Genomic DNA, 17,618 nt, shown 5'->3' with positions numbered 1-17,618 from the left:
CTCTGCGTGTTAGCGCGTGATGATGCTTAAATTAACAGGAAAATGACAGGATGTAATAGCAAAGGGCACACGCCATTTGCTGTACTTATCTCGCCGCGTAATCAAGCGGTGGTAAGGCAGGGGACCAATGTCCCTGCCTTACAAAAGATCAGTTCATATTCGCGGCGACTGCGGCCTGTGCGCTGGCAACCAGCGCCGCACCGTCATAACCCTTTGCATCCATTTCAGCGATCCAGGCGTCTGTGACATCCGCACCCACAGCTTTGATCCGGGCGGTTTCGGCCTCGGAGAGTTGTGCGATCTCATTGCCGTTCGCGGCCATCAGGTCGCGTCCGACAACATCGCCGGTGTCATGCGCGCGACCCGCCCACCTGCTGGCCATCATGCCAGAGTTGGCGTCGATGATTGCACGCAGATCGTCGGGCATACTGTTATAGACGTCTTTGTTCATCGCCCAGATGAAGTAGAGGTTATAAAGCGCCTGATCACCTGCCACGTCGGTATGGCTATCGGTCAACTCATCGAGTTTCAGGGACGGTGACATCTCCCATGTAATCACACCGCCATCGACGACTCCACGCGACAGTGCTTCTGGGAACTGCGGTACGGGCATCCCAATCGGGGTCGCACCCAGTTCCTCCAGTAGCAGCGTCGCGGGCCGCGACGGGCCGCGAAGTTTCAGACCAGCGAAATCCTCAACTGTCTCAACCGATGCGCCACGCTTGTGCACGATACCCGGCCCATGCATGTGGGCTGCAATGACATGCACATCGGCGAAATCATCCATCAGATACTCTTGCGTGAACTCCCATGCAGCCGCACTTGCCTCTTCGCCAGACTTGCTGGTCATAAACGGCAATTCCATCGCTTCTGCCTCTGGAAAGCGGTTCGGCTGGTAGCCGGGGATCACCCAACCACCATCAATCGCGCCATCGCGGATCAGGTCAAACTGGTTCGGGGCAGACCCGCCCAATTGCATGAATGGATAAAGCTCGACTTTGATACGACCACCCGACTGTTCTTCGATGGCATCAGCCCAAGGCTGCATAAAATAGGTAGGATTTGCGCTAGCTGGTGACACAAAGTGTTGGAAGCGCAGCGTCACGTCCTGAGCGAGAGCGGAGGTTGCAGACAGGCCAAGGGCGGCCACCATAGCGGCAGATTTCATGAGGTGCATAGGGTGCATCCTTTTCTTCAAATTGTGGGGGGAAAGGCGTCACCGCTAGCGACGTGTCTTATATGTGCATCGGCGCGGCCAGTTGCAAGTCGTTCGCAAGAAAAACGCCTCGATTCCGCTCACCAAGGGCGAAATGACGCTATTATGCTGATCGGAATTCTTGTTTTCTGGGCAAGCGTACGACGAAAGTGTTAACGATTCGGTTATACTGGACGGCTCGGCGGTCGGCGACGATTTTGGGGGTGTTGCATGCCAATCAACCTTGATGGCCTAATCTTTGGGCAAATTATGCCTGACAATAGCGGCGGTCCCGAATTCGATACGGACCTCGATGGTACCGCCACGCAGGAAGATGAATTCATTTCCGTCACCAATACCAATGCGGCACCTCTGGACATCTCGGGGTGGCAGATTTGGTCGGATTCCACCGGCGGCGGCGCAGAAGATTCCCCGCAAGACGGGCTGTTCCACACGTTTCCAGCAGGAACTGTCTTGGATCCTGGCGAAACGCTTTTTGTGATCAATGAGATCACGGGAACCCTCGGTTTTGCGCAGGAGGCGTCGGAGGGCGGCCTTGAATCCGGGATGGGCAATCCGAATACCAATCTTCTGACTGAGGGTAACAGCGGCGGGGCGGCAGAGTCTGTCGCCTTGTACAATCCTAACAGCGGTGAATTCATCGTCTTCAATATGTCGTCGGGGGCATCGGCCATTACGTCTGTTTCAGGGTTCCCGACGGGGGCGACGCTGGTCGGAACCATTGAGGGCGACGCCGTACAGGATGATCCGGGTGCGGGGTTTTCCTATCAATATGATGCGGCAACTGACACCTATACATATGGGCCAGCATTTGTTCCTTGTTTTGTGACCGGTGCGATGATTTCGACCATTGCGGGACCAACAGCGGTCGAGGATCTGGCCGTCGGAGATATGGTAATCACGGCAGATGATGGCCCACAGGCAGTTTTGTGGGTAGGTGCCACGACCATCGACTTCAAGGATGAGAAACGGTCTGCAGAGCGGCCAATCGAATTCAAACCGGGCAGTCTGGGTCCTGCCTTGCCAAAGGTGCCGTTGGTTGTCTCACCCCAACACCGTTTTCTGATGATTGATCACAGTGGAACAGAAGTGCTGGCCCCCGCACGCGGCCTCACAGACCGGCGGTTGGTGCGGGTCAAGAAAGGCGCACGGTCGGCCACCTATCATCATATTCTTCTTCGCAAACATGCGGTCATCTATGCAAACGGTGTCCCGACCGAAAGCTTCTACCCGGGAGAGGTGTCAATGGCGACCCTGCCGATCAGGCACAGGCTTGCTATTCTGGCACACCAGCCTCAAAAGTCAGGGCCACCAAAAATGGCCCGACCGTTCTTGACGGTAGGACAGACGCGCAGGGCGGGCGAAGCCTTATTGCGGCCCGCGATGGCGGTTACGGATTTTCGGATGTCGGATGAAAGCGACCAGATGGCGAAAGCGTAAAGATTTCACACCCGTCGGCGGTAATTCCGATCGAATGCTCAAACTGCGCGGAAAGCGATTTGTCGAGCGTAACCGCCGTCCAATCATCGGCAAGGACCTTGGTCCCTGCACGGCCCAGATTGATCATCGGTTCAATGGTAAAGAACATGCCTTCTTCAAGCCGTGCGCCTGTGCCGGGGCGACCATAGTGAACAACATTGGGTGGGGCGTGAAACACACGGCCCAACCCATGTCCGCAGAAATCGCGCACAACCGACATGCGGTGACTTTCCGCATAAAGCTGGATTGCATGACCGATATCGCCAAAAGTGTTGCCGGGCTTTGCAGCCTCGATCCCTTTCATCAGCGCGTCATGGGTCACTTGAATCAGGCGCTCGGCCTTCTTTGAAGGGGTGCCGGCCACATACATCCGGCTCGTGTCGCCAAACCATCCATCGACGATGACCGTAACGTCAATGTTCAGAATATCGCCGTTCTGCAAAATGTCGCTGTCGCGACGTTTCTCGAGGTTTTTGGAAACGGTTTCGCCGCCGGATTTTGGCACTGGAGCGCCGGGAATGCCATGGCACACGACGTTGTTGACCGAAATGCAGCTTGCATGCTGATAGCCTTTATAACCGATGGTTGCGGAAACCGCGCCCGCATCATCGACCCATTGCGTGATCAACCGGTCCAGTTCGCCTGTCGTCTGACCCGGCACAACATGCTCTGCGATCCGGTCCAAAATCTCGGCGGCCAGCGCCCCGGCTTTTGCCATACCCGCAAAATCGCCGGTTTGGTACAGACGGATGCCATCTTTGGTCAGGTGCGCTGCGTTCGTTTCCAACAGGGTCGTTCCTTATGTTTCTTGCTTGGCCACATAGGCGAAGTGGGCGGCGATTTCTAGGGCTTGAACGGGATGCGACGCCCAAGTGTGATTGCCGCAGGGCTGATCATACAGGATTGCGCAAGCACCGTCACGCCTGCTGCGGTGGCTTGCTCAAAAGCAGATCGGTAGGTTGGGTCAATGTCACCGGCCAAGGTGACAGCGTCACAATCAGTCCGTTGCACCAGATAGAACATGATGGCCCGATGGCCTTGCTGTGCCATTTGCGCCAACTCGGCCAAATGTTTGGCTCCGCGCGCCGTCACACTGTCAGGAAATTCAGCCAATTTCGGCTGACGTGAGAGCGTGACACTTTTCACCTCAACATAGGTATCGGGACCCTGACCGCTCAGCAGAAAATCAATTCGGCTGTTTTCACCGTACTTGACCTCAGGGCGCACCAGATCGTAAGCGGGCAATCCCGGCACCTCATGGGCCATCAGTGCGGCCTTTAGCGCGCGGTTCGGAACAGAGGTATCGACGCCGGTAAAATGTCCGTTCTCATGATCCACCAGACGCCATCCGAATTTGAGCTTTTTCTTGGGGTCGTCGTTCGGTTCGAGCCAGACCTTTGTGCCCGGCTCTGCCAGCCCCATCATTGAACCGGGATTGGCGCAATGGGCGGTCACCTCATGCCCGTCTTCAAGCTGCACATCCGCAAGGAACCGCTTGTAGCGCTTGATCAGACGGGCGGGGATAAGAGGCGTGGCAAATTCCATAAGGGCGCTATAACCTGTTAGATCAGACAGGAGAAGAACCCGATGCCGAACCCCACTGCTGCCATGCTTGTTATTGGAGACGAGATTCTGTCTGGCAGAACGCGGGATGCGAATATGCACTATCTGGCAGGACAATTGACCGAGATCGGGATTGACCTGAAAGAGGTGCGGGTAGTGAGCGATGATCGCGATGCAATTATCGCCGCAACCAAAGTTCTTTCATCCGGATATGACCACGTTTTTACCAGTGGCGGGATCGGGCCGACGCATGATGACATTACCGCAGATTGCATCGCCGCAGCCTTCGACGTGCCTATTGATGTGCGCAACGATGCGCGGACCCTTTTGCAAGCGCACTATGACCGTTCGGGGCAAGAGTTGAACGCGGCGCGCTTGCGAATGGCACGTATCCCTGATGGAGCAGACTTGATCGACAATCCGGTCAGCACCGCGCCGGGGTTCACCCTCGGCAACGTGCATGTGATGGCGGGGGTACCTTCTGTGTTCAAGGCAATGGTCGCCAGTGTGTTGCCCAAACTGACGGGTGGTGCGCCGCTCTTGTCGCGTACTCTCAGACTGATGAAGGGTGAGGGCGATATCGCCGGGCCACTGGGACAATTCGCGCAGGATTTTCCTGATCTGTCGGTGGGGTCCTATCCATTCCAGAAGGATGGCGTTTATGGATCCAACGTGGTGGTGCGCGGCAGTGATGCCAACACCCTTGATAGCGCGATGGCCGCGCTTGAGGCGACATTCGCAGCATGAGCTTTCCAACCGCGAAAAAACTCTATGCCGTCATTGAGGGAACATGGCCTGCCTCTGCCAAACAGGCGCTGGGCCCTTGGTCTGTGCGCTTGGATGATAGTGGCAGTAGCCGGGTCACTGCAGCTACAGCCGAGCTTCCCGCGAATGAGCTTGATCTGCCGGAAGCCGAATATGCGATGCGCGAAGCGGGGCAGGTGCCGCTTTTCATGATCCGAGAAGGTGAAGAGGCACTTGATCAGATGCTCGCAGAGCGTGGTTATGTGATCAAAGACCCTGTCAATATGTACGCAGCCCCAGCGCAGGACATTGCCACTGAACGCCCCCCGCCGGTAACGGCGTTTGAGGTCTGGCCACCGCTGGCTGTGCAGGCCGAGGTTTGGGCCGAAGGCGGCATTGGGAAAGGTCGGCTCGATGTGATGGATCGCGCGCGTCAACCCAAGACGACGCTATTGGGGCGGTTGAATGACCGGCCAGCGGGCACCGTCTATGTCGGGATCGCCGCGGACTGCGCGATGATCCATGCGCTGGAAGTCGCGGAAGCATACCGCAGACAGGGTTTGGCAAAACACCTGACACGCGCAGCGGCGTTTTGGGCACAAAGCCATGGTGCCGACTATCTGACGTTGGTGACCACGCAAGCCAATGAGGCAGCCAACGGTCTCTACTCTTCCCTCGGCATGACGCTTGTGGGACACTATCACTATCGGACCTTGCCGGAGTAAGACGCGTGACTGACCAACCTACCGCCCTTGATCTGCCGATGGTGGATCCCTTGCCAGACGCGACCCAAAAATACTTTGATGTCTGCACAGAAAAGCTGGGGATGATCCCCAATGTGCTGCAGGCCTATGCATTTGATATCGACAAGCTGAACGCTTTTACGGCGCTATATAACGATGTGATGCTGGCGGATTCGGGGCTTTCCAAACTTGAACGCGAGATGATCGCGGTGACCGTGTCATCCATTAACAAATGCTACTATTGCCTGACAGCGCATGGGGCCGCGGTACGTCACCTGTCTGGTGATCCGCAGCTTGGGGAAATGCTGGTAATGAATTGGCGGGTGGCACCGCTTGATGCACGCCAAAAGGCGATGCTCGAGTTCGCAGAATTGATGACAGTCGCCAGCGCCAAGATCGAAGAAAAAGACCGTGATGCTTTGCGTCAGGTCGGATTTTCGGACCGCGACATCTGGGATATCGCAGCGGTCACGGGTTTTTACAACATGAGCAATCGGATCGCTTCGGCCACCGATATGCGCCCCAACGACGACTATCACGCGCAGGCCCGATGATCCGCTTTTTTGCCGCACTTTTGGCCGTTGCCGGTAGTGTGGCACAGGCGCAGACACTGGATTTTCCAAGCAATGCGAGTTTGCAGGCCGAGGTGATCAACCCGGCAGATAGCTATGATCTGCCAATGGGTATCTGGGAAAATGATGGCCTACCGGTGCAGACGGTTGAGGGGCAGGTGACCCAACAGGCCTGGCGGATCGAAGCCGCAGCCCTGACGACGCTGCAACTGGTCCGACCTTTGCGTGAACAGCTCCGCAATGGCCGCTACCGGATCATCTTTGAGTGTCAAACCGAAGCTTGCGGTGGCTTTGATTTTCGCTTTGGGATCGTGACACTGCCGCCGCCCGAGATGCGGATCAATCTTGGTGACTTTCGGTTTCTGGCGGCAGAACGAACCGGGCCGGACGGCCCCGAACACCTGACGCTTTTTGCCAGCCGAACCGCCGAGGCTGGATTTGTTCAGGTAACGCATATCGGACCTCTGACAGAGGAGCCAAGCACAATTGCATCGGCGCAAGCGCCGGCGCTGCGGTCCTTTGGTGCGGCACCTGATGCCGGATTGCCGGATCAGTTGACCGACGTGGGGCGGTCCGTCCTGAATGATTTGAGTTTCGAGACAGGGTCGGCTCAACTCAGTGAGGGAGACTACCCATCGCTGCAGGCACTGGCCGACTACCTGCGTCGCTTTCCAGACCGGACTGTTGCGCTTGTCGGGCACACAGACTCCGCGGGGTCACTGGACGCAAACATCGCCTTGTCGAAACGCCGTGCGGCGTCTGTTCTTGAACGACTGGTCAGCGATTATGGCGTTGACCGCAATCAGCTTGAAGCCGAAGGCATGGGATATCTTGCTCCGATTGCCACGAACCTGACCGAAGCAGGCCGCGAGGCGAACAGGCGGGTCGAGGTGATTGTTACGTCAACGCAAGAGTAGGCGTGACACAAAAAAAGCGCGGCCAAAACGCGGCCGCGCCAGTGAGGTGACAGAACACCTTGGGAAAATTACCAAATATCGGGGCCTTTATCGACGAAAGCATGTGCAAGAAAGTCGATGAAGGCGCGGACCTTAGGCTGCGTAAAGCGGCCCGGCGGATAGACCGCATAGATGCCTTGGGTCTCAACCGGCAGATCGGGGATTGCGACCTCAACCAGCCCTTGGCTCATGGCGTCGGCATAAAGAAAGCTGGGCAGATAGGCGATACCAAGACCGCCAACGCAAGCGTTCAGCAAGGATTGCCCGTCGTTCACGGTCAGCCAACCGGCTGTGCGAACCTGACGTTTTTCGCCTGATGGTGCTGTCAGTTTCCAAACGGCAGAGTTTGCCTGGTTGGAATAGTGCAGCAACTTATGCTCATTCAGGTCGTCGATTTTTTCGGGGCGGCCGTATTGCTCAAAATAAGCGGGGCTCGCGATCATACGCTTTGTTGTCTCGGTCAGTTTGCGGGCGCGCAGCGTGCTGTCTTCCAGCTCACCAATGCGGACGGCCATGTCAAACCCTTCTGAAATCAGCTCAACGTAGCGGTTATTCAGAGCCATATTCACTGTGATATCAGGGAATTCAGCCAGAAAGTCGCCCAGAACGGGGGAAAGATGATTCACACCAAAGTCGGTCGCAACGCTGATGCGTAACAGGCCCGAAGGCGCAGATTGCATGGACGTGACCAACGCATCAGCCTCGCCAGCGTCATTCAGCACACGACGGGCGCGATCATAATAGGCCAGACCGATTTCGGTTGGGCTCACGCGGCGGGTCGTCCGGTTGAGCAGACGTGCGCCAAGGCGCGCTTCAAGTGATGAGACATGTTTGGAAACAGCGGACTTGGAAATACCCATTTTCTTGGCTGCATCTGTAAAACCGCCTTGGTCCACAACCGTGGCAAAGGCCTCCATTTCCGTCAGACGATCCATATGAGTTTCCCAATACGCTTATTTTGATACCGTTGTTGATTGTCTGACGGTGAAATCAGGCAGGAATGGGACAAATGCCTGACAATACCGGGGTATGAATCAGTTTTGGTGCCGATGCGGAAACAGCTGTTTCTTGGGAAAATGCTATATAGAAAAGGGAATTGACGTTTCCGCGCCGGCCCAGAGCCGTCGCAATTGGACGAACCTATAGGCGGGCGGCCAATCGTGTTCCCTGATCAATGGCACGCTTTGCGTCCAGTTCGGCTGCCACGTCTGCACCACCAATGACGTGAACGGATCGGCCTTGCGCGATCAATTCATCGGCAAGAGCGCGCTGCGGGATCTGACCGGCGCAAAGCACAACAGTATCAGCCGCAATCACCTTTGGGTTCTCGCGTGCTTCGCCGTGGCTGATATGCAGCCCCTCAGCATCAATCTTTTCGTAGTTCACGCCACCAATCATTTGGACATTCTTCATTTGAAGCCCGGCCCGGTGGATCCAACCTGTCGTCTTGCCCAGTCGCTTACCCAGCTTCTCGGACTTGCGTTGCAGCAACGTGACCTGCCGGACCGGCGCATCCGGCTTTGGCCCTTCGGGCCGCAAACCGCCGCGTGTCGTGGCAGGATCATCGACACCCCATTCCGAAAGCCATTCATCAAGGTCCGCTGTCGGGCTGTCATCAGTGACGAGGAATTCGGCGACGTCAAAGCCAATGCCGCCTGCGCCAATCACCGCGACCGTTTTGCCAACGCTGGCCTTTCCGCGCAGGACATCAATATAGGACAGCACATTTGGGCCGTCTTGCCCCGGAATTTCGGGATCGCGGGGTGCGACACCGGTGGCGATGATGATCTCGTCAAAATCGGCCAGAGCGTCTGTTGTTGCCGTCGTGCCAAGCTTCAGGGTGATGCCTGCCTTTGCGACCATTGTGCGATAGTAATCGACCAGCCCCCAGAATTCTTCTTTGCCGGGCACTTGCTTGGCCATGTTCAGCTGGCCGCCAATTTCTTCGGCCTTATCAAATATGGTGACGGAATGGCCCCGTTCTGATGCGGCAAGCGCAGATGAAAGCCCGGCCGGACCCGCGCCGACAACTGCGATTGTCTTTGGCGCGGCTGTAGGTTCAAGCGTCAGTTCCGTTTCGTGACAAGCGCGCGGGTTCACAAGGCAGGATGAAAGCTTGCCACTGAATGTATGATCAAGGCAGGCCTGGTTGCAGGCGATGCAGGGGGCGATTTCTTTGGCTTTTCCGGCAGCAGCCTTCGCGACAAAATCGGCGTCTGCGAGGAAGGGGCGCGCCATGCTCACCATATCAGCGCACCCATCCGACAGCACATCTTCGGCGACTTCAGGCATGTTGATGCGGTTGGACGTGATGATCGGGATATGAACTTCGCCCATCAGCTTTTTGGTGACCCAGGTGAACGCTCTGCGCGGCACCGACGTCGCGATGGTGGGGATGCGCGCCTCATGCCAGCCGATGCCGGTATTCAGCATTGTGGCACCTGCCGCCTCAACAGCTTTGGCCAGTTGCACGACCTCTTCCCATGTTGATCCGTTTGGCACGAGGTCAATCATTGAAAGCCGATAAATCAGGATAAAGTCGGTTCCGACCGCCTCGCGCACTCGGCGTACAATCTCAATCGGCAGGCGCATGCGGTTTTCGTATGATCCGCCCCAACGATCCGTGCGCTTGTTGGTGTGGGTGACAAGGAACTGATTGATGAAATACCCTTCAGAGCCCATCACCTCCACCCCGTCATACCCGGCCTCTTTTGCGCGGGTCGCGGCGGTGACAATGTCGCTGATCTGTTTCTCAATGCCCGCCTCGTCCAATTCCTTGGGCGGGAAAGGCGAGATCGGGGATTTGACAGCGGAGGGTGCGACACAGGCGGGCGAATAGGCATATCGGCCCGCGTGCAAAATCTGCATCGCGATCCTGCCACCGGCGTCATGCACCCGGTCGGTCACGATGCGGTGGTTCGCGATATCTTCATCCGAATAAAGACCCGCAGCCCCCGGAAATACGCCGCCTTCGGTATTGGGAGCCATCCCGCCTGTGACCATCAATGCGACATCGCCACGGGCGCGTTCGGCATAAAACTCGGCCACACGGTTCCAATCCTTTGTCTCTTCCAGCCCGGTGTGCATCGACCCCATCAACACGCGGTTCTTCAGCGTCGTGAAGCCCAGATCGAGGGGGGACAGAAGATGGGGATATTGGGTCATGAAAGTGCCTCCGCTTTTGGCAATCATGGCGAAATGTGAGGCGGTCGTCATCCTCAACGTGGCGTCAGAGGTTAACGCGATGTGGCCTTTGGATGGCCGGACAAGGCTGCGCGCTGTTAACAGCTTTGAAAAACAGGGGTTTGGCGGATGCAGAATGCGTACATTTGCTGTACAGAAGCTGTATGTACAGTTGTACAGGTTGCCCATGGTTAACGCTGCGTGCGCTGCGCAGTTGTTAACACTTTGCCAATGACGGGCGACTGGCTAGGCTTTGGCCAATCAATTGGAGTGCGAAATGGAAGCGAGCTTTTCCCGGCGCAAGCTGCTGACGCCAGCCGAACTGCGGGCGTTGTCAGAACGGTCCGACCTGCAAGGTGGCCTTCAAATGGCCAGTCATATGGGCGCGATCTTTGTCGTGGGTATTCTGCACGCGATGGCGATGGGCACGGGTTGGGTTTGGGTCACCGGGCTGGCCTTGGGTGTTTTGTTGAATTTTCTCTATGCCGCCCAGCATGAGTTGTCCCATGCGACGGTCTTCAAAACCCGCAAACTGAATGAGGTCTTTGGCCGCATCATCGGGTTCATCCAGATATTCCCCCGCGATTTCGACCAGATCATGCATTTCGCGCATCACCAATACACCCAAGACTGGGATCGCGATGGCGAATTGGTGCGCGAACCCTATACGCTGACCACCTATCTGCTGTGGCTAAGCGGGATCACCTATTGGCGTAATCGCGTCTTGGGCGTGTCACGCCGCGCCTATGGGGTGATTGTTGAACCTTTCATCCGCACCGAGGAAGAAGCCCGCGTGATTTTTGAAAGCCGCCTGCATGTACTGGGCTATGCCGTGATTGCGCTGCTTTCGGTGCTCTTTTCATCATGTGCTGCACTGACATTCTGGATCATCCCGATGGTCCTGTCGAAACCCATCCACCAGTTGCAAAACACGATCGAGCATCTGGGGCTGTCCCATGAGAATGACATCATGGAAAACACCCGATCCACCCGCGCCAATGCGCTACAAAACTGGCTGTGCTGGCAGATGCCGTATCACACAGCGCATCACACGTTTCCTGCCGTGCCGTTCTGGAAGCTGCGCGAATTGAACGACCGGATCGAGGACAAAGCAGGCGAAGTCCACCGCATGGGTTGGCTGGAATTTCAGCGTGAGGTCATCGGCAAGCTGATGGCCAAAGACGAAAGCCAATACCCGATGGATGAAGTCTGGATCATCCCCCGCAGTGGCGGCCGCGTGACACGGATGCCCGCCGAGTGAGGCGACTAAAGGTCTACACCTCGCTTTGGGCGATGCAGCCGCATGACCAGACGGGCGTGAAACTGCCCTATGATCAGGTTTGTGAAATGGTAAGCGGCGCAGGCTTTGACGGCATGGCGATTGATCTGGGCGCGTCGGATGTGGCCGTCGCCCATGCGGTGCGGCCCCATATGGAAGCGAATGGGCTGACGCCGCTGATCGTGGCCTTTCCCAAGACCATCGAAAGCCTGGAAGACACGCTGCATATGGCCGCTGATTTCGGCGCGCCCTTTGTTGATGTGATCGGGCAGGTCATGCCTATTGCACTCGACGATATGGTGCCGGTGATTGAGACGTGGATGGGGATGGCCGACCGCATCGGCGTGCCTGTCCAGTTTGAGACGCACCGGAACTGCATTACCAACGACCTTTACACCACGCTGCAACTGCTGGACCGTATCCCGGACATGCGGATTTGTGCGGACCTGTCGCATTACGTGGTGGACCGCGAATTTTGGTTTCCGCTGTCCGATCATGACCTTGGGTTGATGAGCCGCATCCTGCAACGATCAGACAGCTTTCAAGGCCGGGTGGCGTCACGACAGCAAATCCAATTGCAACTGGACTTTCCCCAGCATCAGAAATGGGTGGAGCTATTCAAAGGTTGGTGGCGCGAAGGGCTGGCTGATTGGCGTGCGCGCAATCCGTCAGGCGACTGCATCTTTGTCTGCGAACTGGGGCCGCCGGAGTATGCGATGACTGGGCCAGATGGGCGCGAGATGTCAGATCGCTGGGCCGAGGCGCAGGTGATCAAAGGCTGGGTGCGGGAGATTTGGGATGAGCTTGGCGGGGATGGGTAGACCTCGCTAACCGCAGTCATTTGTGCACCCTGCAAAAGAGTTCAGACTTTGATGAATCGCACCGCACTGCTATGTCCGGTTGCATTGAACCGATGAACATCGCTCTATTGAGGAACGGGAATGAACAAGACACTCAGCATTGTTTTTGCGATCGCTTTGCTTACTGCATGTACCAACACGCCAACCAGTACCCAAACAATTGATACACCGACAAACGCGGGCACATCCGCGCTACCGGTCTATGAAATAGATACAAATCAGTTCAAGCAGACCGGCGTTTCTACGCCACTGCAAGATGCCGCAATTCAGGCCGCGGACGGTGGCAGAACATATTTCGCAGCGCCAGAGTTGCTGAATGTTCAAGTCGACGATTTTGCAATGGGTTTCATGCAAGTGCGTGTTGACGCACACAATTTCATCGTTGGTCAACGTGTCGATACGATTTGGAGATTTGAACCGCAGTCCAGCGATGAAAGCATTCTGCGTACGGTTAGATCTCTTACGCAATGTAGATCGGATGATCAGATTAACTGGATCACCGGCTACGGGCGCGCCGTCTATTCGGTGGTGACGTTGGACTGCTGAATATGTTGTCTGCTGGAAGCGGCGTGCGCTTTGATTTTGCTTGAACCTGGTTAACCTTCCAATTGCACAAGCCCTCAAAAAAGACCCCACCGCCTGTCAGCGGTGGGGTCTCATGCGCCCAGACGGGCCACCCGACCGCGCATCGGGGGAGAGTAAGCGGCCAGATGAAGTCAGTGCTTAAGGCAGCAGAACGCTGTCGATCACGTGGATCACGCCGTTGGAGGCGATGATGTCCGCAGTTGTTACGGTCGCGTCGTTGACTTTCACGCCATTGCTTCCGTTCACGCGCACTTCTGCGCCGTTTACGGTAGCCACATCAAGGTGCTGACCGGCCAGTTGGTCGGATGTCACAGCCCCCGGCACGACGTGGTACGTCAGGATCGCAACAAGCTGATCCTTGTTTTCTGGCAACAGCAGGCTGTCGACGGTGCCAGCCGGCAATGCTGCGAAGGCGGCATCAGTTGGGGCGAAGACTGTAAAGGGACCTTCGCTCTTGAGTGTATCGACGAGGCCTGCGGCAGTCACGGCAGCGACGAGTGTGTTGAAGCTACCGTTGGATGCAGCGATATCGACGATATCGGGCTCTTTTTCCATCATGGGTGCACAAGCGGCGGCAGCGGCAACACCCACAGCGAGAATGGTAGATTTAATAGCAAAGCGACGGTTCATTGTATTGGTCCTTTCGAGTCCCTGTTAACAAGCTTGTTACGGAACGAGATCAGGATTGGTTGTCATTCTGACAATGAGTTTATGTATCGTATTATATGCATCCAAAAGCGCACGTTGTACGTAGTCAGTCGTTATTTTCATGGCGCTGTTTGCGAAAGGCCTTTTTCAGCAGTTCCAGTTCCCCGCGCAGAAGCGCGATTTCAGCACGCAGATCATCCGCGAGCGGTTCACCCGCCACGATGGTGAAACTGGTCAACGTCTTTTGTTGCGCATCGCTGACCACAAAAGTTTGAACGCCATCATTGATCAAGGCGGGCGGGATCGGCACTGACACCCGCCACACATCAAGCGTGTCATCATGATGAAACGTCACATGATCAAGGGGCGCGCCAAGGTGCGTGACGACGAGATGTGGGTGTGCCCCTTCAGCCCCGACAAAGTCACCCTGCCAAACGCCGCCTTTGATTTGCGTATTTATGAAGTGATATGTGCCCATCGCATGTTTTTCCTAAAGATCGGCCCGCGGGTATCGACAAAGCGTCAGGTCGCGGAAGGTGATCTTGTTCATCGCGGGCTTCTCGATCAGCAGATCGACCCACATGCGATCAGCCCTCTTTTCGTTCAGCCCGCTATAGGCGAGATCAAATTCGACGATAGCTTCGGCGGCGTTGCTGGGAAGTGTCAGCAATAGCTGTTCGGTGTTGGGGCCGTTTTTTACGTTCAGCCGGGCGTGAATTTCTGTTGGCTGTTCACGTTCGATAATGGCAGCAAGCCGGATCAGATGGCGCTTGCGCAGACCTTCGCAGGACGCGCGTGGTACCTCGATCACAAGTGACAGGTAGCTCCCCTCGAAATGAAAGACTTCCAGTGCGACAGAAAACGGCGCCAGATCTGTTTCGCGGCTGTTGCGGTCTTGGCGAAGACTGACTTCGGCGCGTCGGCAGTCGTGAAAAATGACCAACTCATTGGTCAGTTCCATTTTTGACAGCGCCGGGGCGATCCCACCCGCAGCGACGTGAGCACGCCAAGGTTTCGGACGCCAAGCCCAATCGGTCCCGGGTGGATTTGGGAATGTAGAAGAGCCGATCTTGGGGAGTGCAAGGCGGCTGTCGGCCTCTAGCTTGAACGCACTGACGTGGCGCAGCAGCTTTGTGGCGACTTCGTTTTTGCGATCAAGCGTCGTCAGCGACATGTCCGCTGTTGCACGTGTTTCCTCGCGCCAGCGCCGAATGACGCGGCGCTGAAGGTATCTGTCGATAGGGCCGGGCAAAGGGAAAGGCATTTTGGGCAGCTGTCCTCTATCTAGCCGGAGTGTGCCAAACAAGCACGGCAAAGAAAACCGTTCAGACGTCTGGGGTATCACCATCTATGCCGACGGTCGCGGCGGCTTGGACACCTGCAAGTATCGACTTTAGCAACGTCGCCCCGGGACCCTCTTGAAGTGGTGCCATTTCTAATCCACGCACGCCAATTGTCACCAACCGGCCATTTACATTCGCAAACGCACGCCATTCTTCACGCTGCAGCCCCGCGAGGGGCGGCGGACCTTCATCGGAGAAGTGGATCATGACCTGACTGTTAGAGGCCTGCGTCGACAGCACGTTGACCTCTGTTGCGTCGCCCGTTTGGCTGAGCAGGCTTATGCCATCATCTGTGATCAGATAGTCTCGTAGCGCTATCTCATCTGTGGCGATGCTGCCGCTTTCGGCTGGGCCGACCTGAACGGTCGCAAATCCAATCAGCTCTGGGATGTCATCATCGGTGCCTAAGGACATGCAGGGCGTCAGAACGGCAAAATCATTCGCCGGTTGGCTTGCGACATCGTCGATGCAATAGCCGGCGGGAGAGGTTGCAATAACCTCTCCTTGCCCAAGTGATACAGAGCGTGTCGGCGTACTGTCTGGTTCGGCGCAGGCAGTGATGCTCAGCGCTGCACAAAACCCGATGAGGGGGCGGATCATGCGATCAAAGATCCATATAGATGTGTTTTTCGTCTTTTGCGCCGGGATGCGTTACGGCACCCAAACGGGCACCGCCAACCAACTGGGCGTATTTCCACAGGGCACCGGACGCATAGATCGTCTCTTTGGGACCCTTCCAGTTGGCCTTGCGTGTCGCCAGTTCTTCGTCGCTGAGATCCACCGACAACTCGCCTGTGATCGCGTTGATCGTGATCACATCGCCGTTTTCCAACAAACCAATCGGGCCGCCATGTGCCGCCTCTGGCCCGACGTGGCCCACGCAGAACCCGCGCGTCGCACCCGAGAAACGACCATCAGTAATGAGCGCAACCTTCTTGCCCATGCCTTGGCCCGACAGCGCCGCTGTGGTTGCCAACATCTCGCGCATGCCTGGGCCACCTGATGGGCCCTCGTTGCGGATAACCAGCACTTCGCCTTCTTCATATTGGCGGGCTTTCACGGCCTCAAATGCTTCTTCTTCAGACTCAAAACAACGGGCGGGACCGGTAAAGGATTGCTCTTGCGTGTTCATGCCCGCGACCTTCACAATCGCACCTTCGGGGGCAAGATTGCCTTTGAGCCCGACAACACCACCCGTTGGCGTCAGCGGGTTTTCGATGGAGTAGATGACTTTGTTATCGGCTTCGCCTTCGATCATATCCAGCTCTTCGCCCATGGTCCGGCCCGATGCGGTCATGCAATCCTCGTGGATCAGACCGGCCTTGCGCAGTTCCTTCAGCACGACAGGTACGCCGCCTGCTTCATAAAGGTCCTTGGCCACATACTGACCGCCGGGTTTGAGATCCACGAAGTAAGGTGTGTCACGGAAGATGTCGCAAACATCAAAGAGGTCGAAGTCGATGCCGGCTTCATGTGCAATCGCAGGCAGGTGAAGACCAGCGTTGGTGGACCCACCGGTACAGGCCACAACGCGGGCCGCATTTTCCAGTGACTTGCGGGTCACCACGTCACGTGCGCGGATGTTCTTTTCAATCAGGTTCATCACGGCTTCGCCCGACGCGATGCCATACTGATCGCGGCTTTCGTATGGGGCGGGCGCACCAGATGAATTCATGAGCGCAAGACCGATCGCCTCAGACACACAGGCCATCGTGTTCGCCGTAAATTGACCACCACAGGCACCGGCAGATGGGCATGCCACCCGCTCCAACACTTCCAGTTCTGCATCAGACATATTGCCTGCTTGGTGCTTGCCCACAGCCTCGAACACATCCTGCACGGTCACATCTTTGCCGTCCAAACGACCGGGCAGGATGGAGCCGCCGTAGATAAAGACAGACGGTACGTTCAAACGCACCATCGCCATCATCATGCCGGGCAAGGATTTGTCACAACCGGCCAAACCGACCAAGGCGTCATAGCAGTGGCCCCGCATGGTCAGTTCAACTGTATCGGTGATCGCCTCACGCGAGGCGAGCGACGAACGCATGCCCTCGTGACCCATTGCGATGCCGTCAGTGACGGTGATTGTCGTAAACTCACGCGGTGTCCCGTTGGCCTTTTTGACGCCCAGTTTGACCGATTGCGCCTGACGGTTCAGCGCGATGTTACAAGGTGCCGCCTCGTTCCAGCAGGTTGCGACACCAACCCAAGGCTGTTTGATCGCCTCTTCATCCAGACCCATTGCATAAAAATAGGACCGATGCGGCGCGCGCGACGGGCCTTCGGTGACATGGCGGCTGGGCAGGTTAGTCTTATCGACCGGATGATCTTTGGGCATCTGGGGTGTCTCCTCGCGAACTCGTTGAAACGGGTCTAAATAGTGGGCAGGTCCGGCGCAAGCCCTCCAAACAGGCGTTGCAGTTGGTCGCGCGTGGGATAATGTC

Annotated in this window: 18 protein-coding genes; 8 read left to right on the top strand and 10 right to left on the bottom strand. The window is 56.6% G+C overall.

Annotation, left to right across the window (positions count from 1 at the left end; translation table 11 throughout):
• Window positions 1-148 precede the first annotated feature (148 nt).
• Window positions 149-1,177 carry a TRAP transporter substrate-binding protein gene (locus tag ACZ1G5_RS07345; RefSeq protein ID WP_472732221.1) on the bottom strand — a complete coding sequence of 343 codons (1,029 nt, stop codon included), beginning with the start codon at window positions 1,175-1,177 and terminating at the stop codon, window positions 149-151.
• 249 nt (window positions 1,178-1,426) lie between these two features.
• On the opposite strand from ACZ1G5_RS07345, the gene ACZ1G5_RS07340 reads away from it, so the two are divergent.
• Window positions 1,427-2,656 carry a Hint domain-containing protein gene (locus ACZ1G5_RS07340; RefSeq protein WP_472732220.1) on the top strand — a complete coding sequence of 410 codons (1,230 nt, stop codon included), beginning with the start codon at window positions 1,427-1,429 and terminating at the stop codon, window positions 2,654-2,656.
• Here the strand turns inward: ACZ1G5_RS07340 and map are convergent.
• Both map and sfsA read right to left on the bottom strand, forming a co-directional pair.
• Complete coding sequence (gene map / locus ACZ1G5_RS07335; protein WP_472734290.1) at window positions 2,607-3,413, bottom strand: type I methionyl aminopeptidase; 807 nt, start codon at window positions 3,411-3,413, stop codon at window positions 2,607-2,609. The two genes, ACZ1G5_RS07340 and map, sit on opposite strands and share 50 nt — an antisense overlap.
• 125 nt (window positions 3,414-3,538) lie before the next feature.
• Window positions 3,539-4,240, bottom strand: a complete 702-nt coding sequence (gene sfsA / locus ACZ1G5_RS07330; RefSeq protein ID WP_472732219.1) for a DNA/RNA nuclease SfsA — start codon at window positions 4,238-4,240, stop codon at window positions 3,539-3,541.
• A gap of 42 nt (window positions 4,241-4,282) precedes the next feature.
• Here sfsA and ACZ1G5_RS07325 point away from each other — a divergent pair, with 42 nt between their 5' ends.
• Genes ACZ1G5_RS07325 through ACZ1G5_RS07310 form a run of 4 tightly spaced genes read left to right on the top strand, consistent with a single transcriptional unit; the run spans window position 4,283 to window position 7,234 of the window.
• Entirely contained in the window at window positions 4,283-5,005 is a 723-nt protein-coding gene (locus ACZ1G5_RS07325) for a competence/damage-inducible protein A (protein ID WP_472732218.1), read from the top strand.
• Window positions 5,002-5,727, top strand: coding sequence for a GNAT family N-acetyltransferase (locus ACZ1G5_RS07320; RefSeq protein ID WP_472732217.1), 726 nt, complete (start codon window positions 5,002-5,004; stop codon window positions 5,725-5,727). Before ACZ1G5_RS07325 ends, ACZ1G5_RS07320 begins: the two co-directional genes overlap by 4 nt.
• A gap of 5 nt (window positions 5,728-5,732) precedes the next feature.
• Complete coding sequence (locus tag ACZ1G5_RS07315; protein ID WP_472732216.1) at window positions 5,733-6,299, top strand: peroxidase-related enzyme; 567 nt, start codon at window positions 5,733-5,735, stop codon at window positions 6,297-6,299.
• Window positions 6,296-7,234, top strand: coding sequence for an OmpA family protein (locus tag ACZ1G5_RS07310; protein ID WP_472732215.1), 939 nt, complete (start codon window positions 6,296-6,298; stop codon window positions 7,232-7,234). Before ACZ1G5_RS07315 ends, ACZ1G5_RS07310 begins: the two co-directional genes overlap by 4 nt.
• Before the next feature lie 68 nt (window positions 7,235-7,302).
• Here the strand turns inward: ACZ1G5_RS07310 and ACZ1G5_RS07305 are convergent, their stop codons facing one another.
• Both ACZ1G5_RS07305 and ACZ1G5_RS07300 read right to left on the bottom strand, forming a co-directional pair.
• Window positions 7,303-8,208, bottom strand: a complete 906-nt coding sequence (locus ACZ1G5_RS07305; protein ID WP_472732214.1) for a LysR family transcriptional regulator — start codon at window positions 8,206-8,208, stop codon at window positions 7,303-7,305.
• A 205-nt stretch (window positions 8,209-8,413) separates the two neighbouring features.
• Window positions 8,414-10,438 carry an FAD-dependent oxidoreductase gene (locus ACZ1G5_RS07300; RefSeq protein ID WP_472732213.1) on the bottom strand — a complete coding sequence of 675 codons (2,025 nt, stop codon included), beginning with the start codon at window positions 10,436-10,438 and terminating at the stop codon, window positions 8,414-8,416.
• Between the two features lie 295 nt (window positions 10,439-10,733).
• On the opposite strand from ACZ1G5_RS07300, the gene ACZ1G5_RS07295 reads away from it, so the two are divergent.
• The 3 genes from ACZ1G5_RS07295 (at window position 10,734) to ACZ1G5_RS07285 (ending at window position 13,141) form a co-directional block, all read left to right on the top strand.
• A complete protein-coding gene (locus ACZ1G5_RS07295; RefSeq protein WP_472732212.1) occupies window positions 10,734-11,717 on the top strand; it encodes a fatty acid desaturase in 984 nt (327 codons plus the stop codon).
• Complete coding sequence (locus ACZ1G5_RS07290; protein ID WP_472732211.1) at window positions 11,714-12,556, top strand: sugar phosphate isomerase/epimerase family protein; 843 nt, start codon at window positions 11,714-11,716, stop codon at window positions 12,554-12,556. Before ACZ1G5_RS07295 ends, ACZ1G5_RS07290 begins: the two co-directional genes overlap by 4 nt.
• A 120-nt stretch (window positions 12,557-12,676) precedes the next feature.
• Window positions 12,677-13,141, top strand: coding sequence for a hypothetical protein (locus ACZ1G5_RS07285; protein ID WP_472732210.1), 465 nt, complete (start codon window positions 12,677-12,679; stop codon window positions 13,139-13,141).
• A gap of 177 nt (window positions 13,142-13,318) precedes the next feature.
• Here the strand turns inward: ACZ1G5_RS07285 and ACZ1G5_RS07280 are convergent, their stop codons facing one another.
• From ACZ1G5_RS07280 to ilvD, 5 genes are all read right to left on the bottom strand, one after another.
• A complete protein-coding gene (locus tag ACZ1G5_RS07280; protein ID WP_472732209.1) occupies window positions 13,319-13,810 on the bottom strand; it encodes a fasciclin domain-containing protein in 492 nt (163 codons plus the stop codon).
• Between the two features lie 124 nt (window positions 13,811-13,934).
• Entirely contained in the window at window positions 13,935-14,306 is a 372-nt protein-coding gene (locus ACZ1G5_RS07275; protein WP_472732208.1) for a hypothetical protein, read from the bottom strand.
• Window positions 14,307-14,318: 12 nt separating this feature from the next.
• The gene (locus ACZ1G5_RS07270; RefSeq protein ID WP_472732207.1) at window positions 14,319-15,092 is read right to left on the bottom strand and encodes a DUF6478 family protein; all 774 of its coding nucleotides are present in this window, start codon (window positions 15,090-15,092) and stop codon (window positions 14,319-14,321) included.
• A 61-nt stretch (window positions 15,093-15,153) separates the two neighbouring features.
• On the bottom strand, window positions 15,154-15,771 hold the full coding sequence (locus tag ACZ1G5_RS07265; protein WP_472732206.1) for a dihydroxy-acid dehydratase: 618 nt from the start codon (window positions 15,769-15,771) through the stop codon (window positions 15,154-15,156).
• Window positions 15,772-15,775: 4 nt separating this feature from the next.
• The gene (gene ilvD / locus ACZ1G5_RS07260) at window positions 15,776-17,512 is read right to left on the bottom strand and encodes a dihydroxy-acid dehydratase (RefSeq protein ID WP_472732205.1); all 1,737 of its coding nucleotides are present in this window, start codon (window positions 17,510-17,512) and stop codon (window positions 15,776-15,778) included.
• Window positions 17,513-17,618: the final 106 nt, after the last annotated feature.

This window comes from Yoonia sp. JB2-21, assembly GCF_055693545.1.
This window is presented reverse-complemented; position numbering and strand designations above follow the sequence as displayed.

Bases quoted from the DNA above. Each gene is read 5' to 3' on its own strand.
- ACZ1G5_RS07345 (WP_472732221.1), bottom strand. From the start codon at position 1,177: ATGCACCTCATGAAATCTGCCGCTATGGTGGCCGCCCTTGGCCTGTCT.
- ACZ1G5_RS07340 (WP_472732220.1), top strand. From the start codon at position 1,427: ATGCCAATCAACCTTGATGGCCTAATCTTTGGGCAAATTATGCCTGAC.
- map (WP_472734290.1), bottom strand. From the start codon at position 3,413: ATGGCAAAAGCCGGGGCGCTGGCCGCCGAGATTTTGGACCGGATCGCA.
- sfsA (WP_472732219.1), bottom strand. From the start codon at position 4,240: ATGGAATTTGCCACGCCTCTTATCCCCGCCCGTCTGATCAAGCGCTAC.
- ACZ1G5_RS07325 (WP_472732218.1), top strand. From the start codon at position 4,283: ATGCCGAACCCCACTGCTGCCATGCTTGTTATTGGAGACGAGATTCTG.
- ACZ1G5_RS07320 (WP_472732217.1), top strand. From the start codon at position 5,002: ATGAGCTTTCCAACCGCGAAAAAACTCTATGCCGTCATTGAGGGAACA.
- ACZ1G5_RS07310 (WP_472732215.1), top strand. From the start codon at position 6,296: ATGATCCGCTTTTTTGCCGCACTTTTGGCCGTTGCCGGTAGTGTGGCA.
- ACZ1G5_RS07305 (WP_472732214.1), bottom strand. From the start codon at position 8,208: ATGGATCGTCTGACGGAAATGGAGGCCTTTGCCACGGTTGTGGACCAA.
- ACZ1G5_RS07300 (WP_472732213.1), bottom strand. From the start codon at position 10,438: ATGACCCAATATCCCCATCTTCTGTCCCCCCTCGATCTGGGCTTCACG.
- ACZ1G5_RS07295 (WP_472732212.1), top strand. From the start codon at position 10,734: ATGGAAGCGAGCTTTTCCCGGCGCAAGCTGCTGACGCCAGCCGAACTG.
- ACZ1G5_RS07285 (WP_472732210.1), top strand. From the start codon at position 12,677: ATGAACAAGACACTCAGCATTGTTTTTGCGATCGCTTTGCTTACTGCA.
- ACZ1G5_RS07280 (WP_472732209.1), bottom strand. From the start codon at position 13,810: ATGAACCGTCGCTTTGCTATTAAATCTACCATTCTCGCTGTGGGTGTT.
- ACZ1G5_RS07275 (WP_472732208.1), bottom strand. From the start codon at position 14,306: ATGGGCACATATCACTTCATAAATACGCAAATCAAAGGCGGCGTTTGG.
- ACZ1G5_RS07270 (WP_472732207.1), bottom strand. From the start codon at position 15,092: ATGCCTTTCCCTTTGCCCGGCCCTATCGACAGATACCTTCAGCGCCGC.
- ACZ1G5_RS07265 (WP_472732206.1), bottom strand. From the start codon at position 15,771: ATGATCCGCCCCCTCATCGGGTTTTGTGCAGCGCTGAGCATCACTGCC.
- ilvD (WP_472732205.1), bottom strand. From the start codon at position 17,512: ATGCCCAAAGATCATCCGGTCGATAAGACTAACCTGCCCAGCCGCCAT.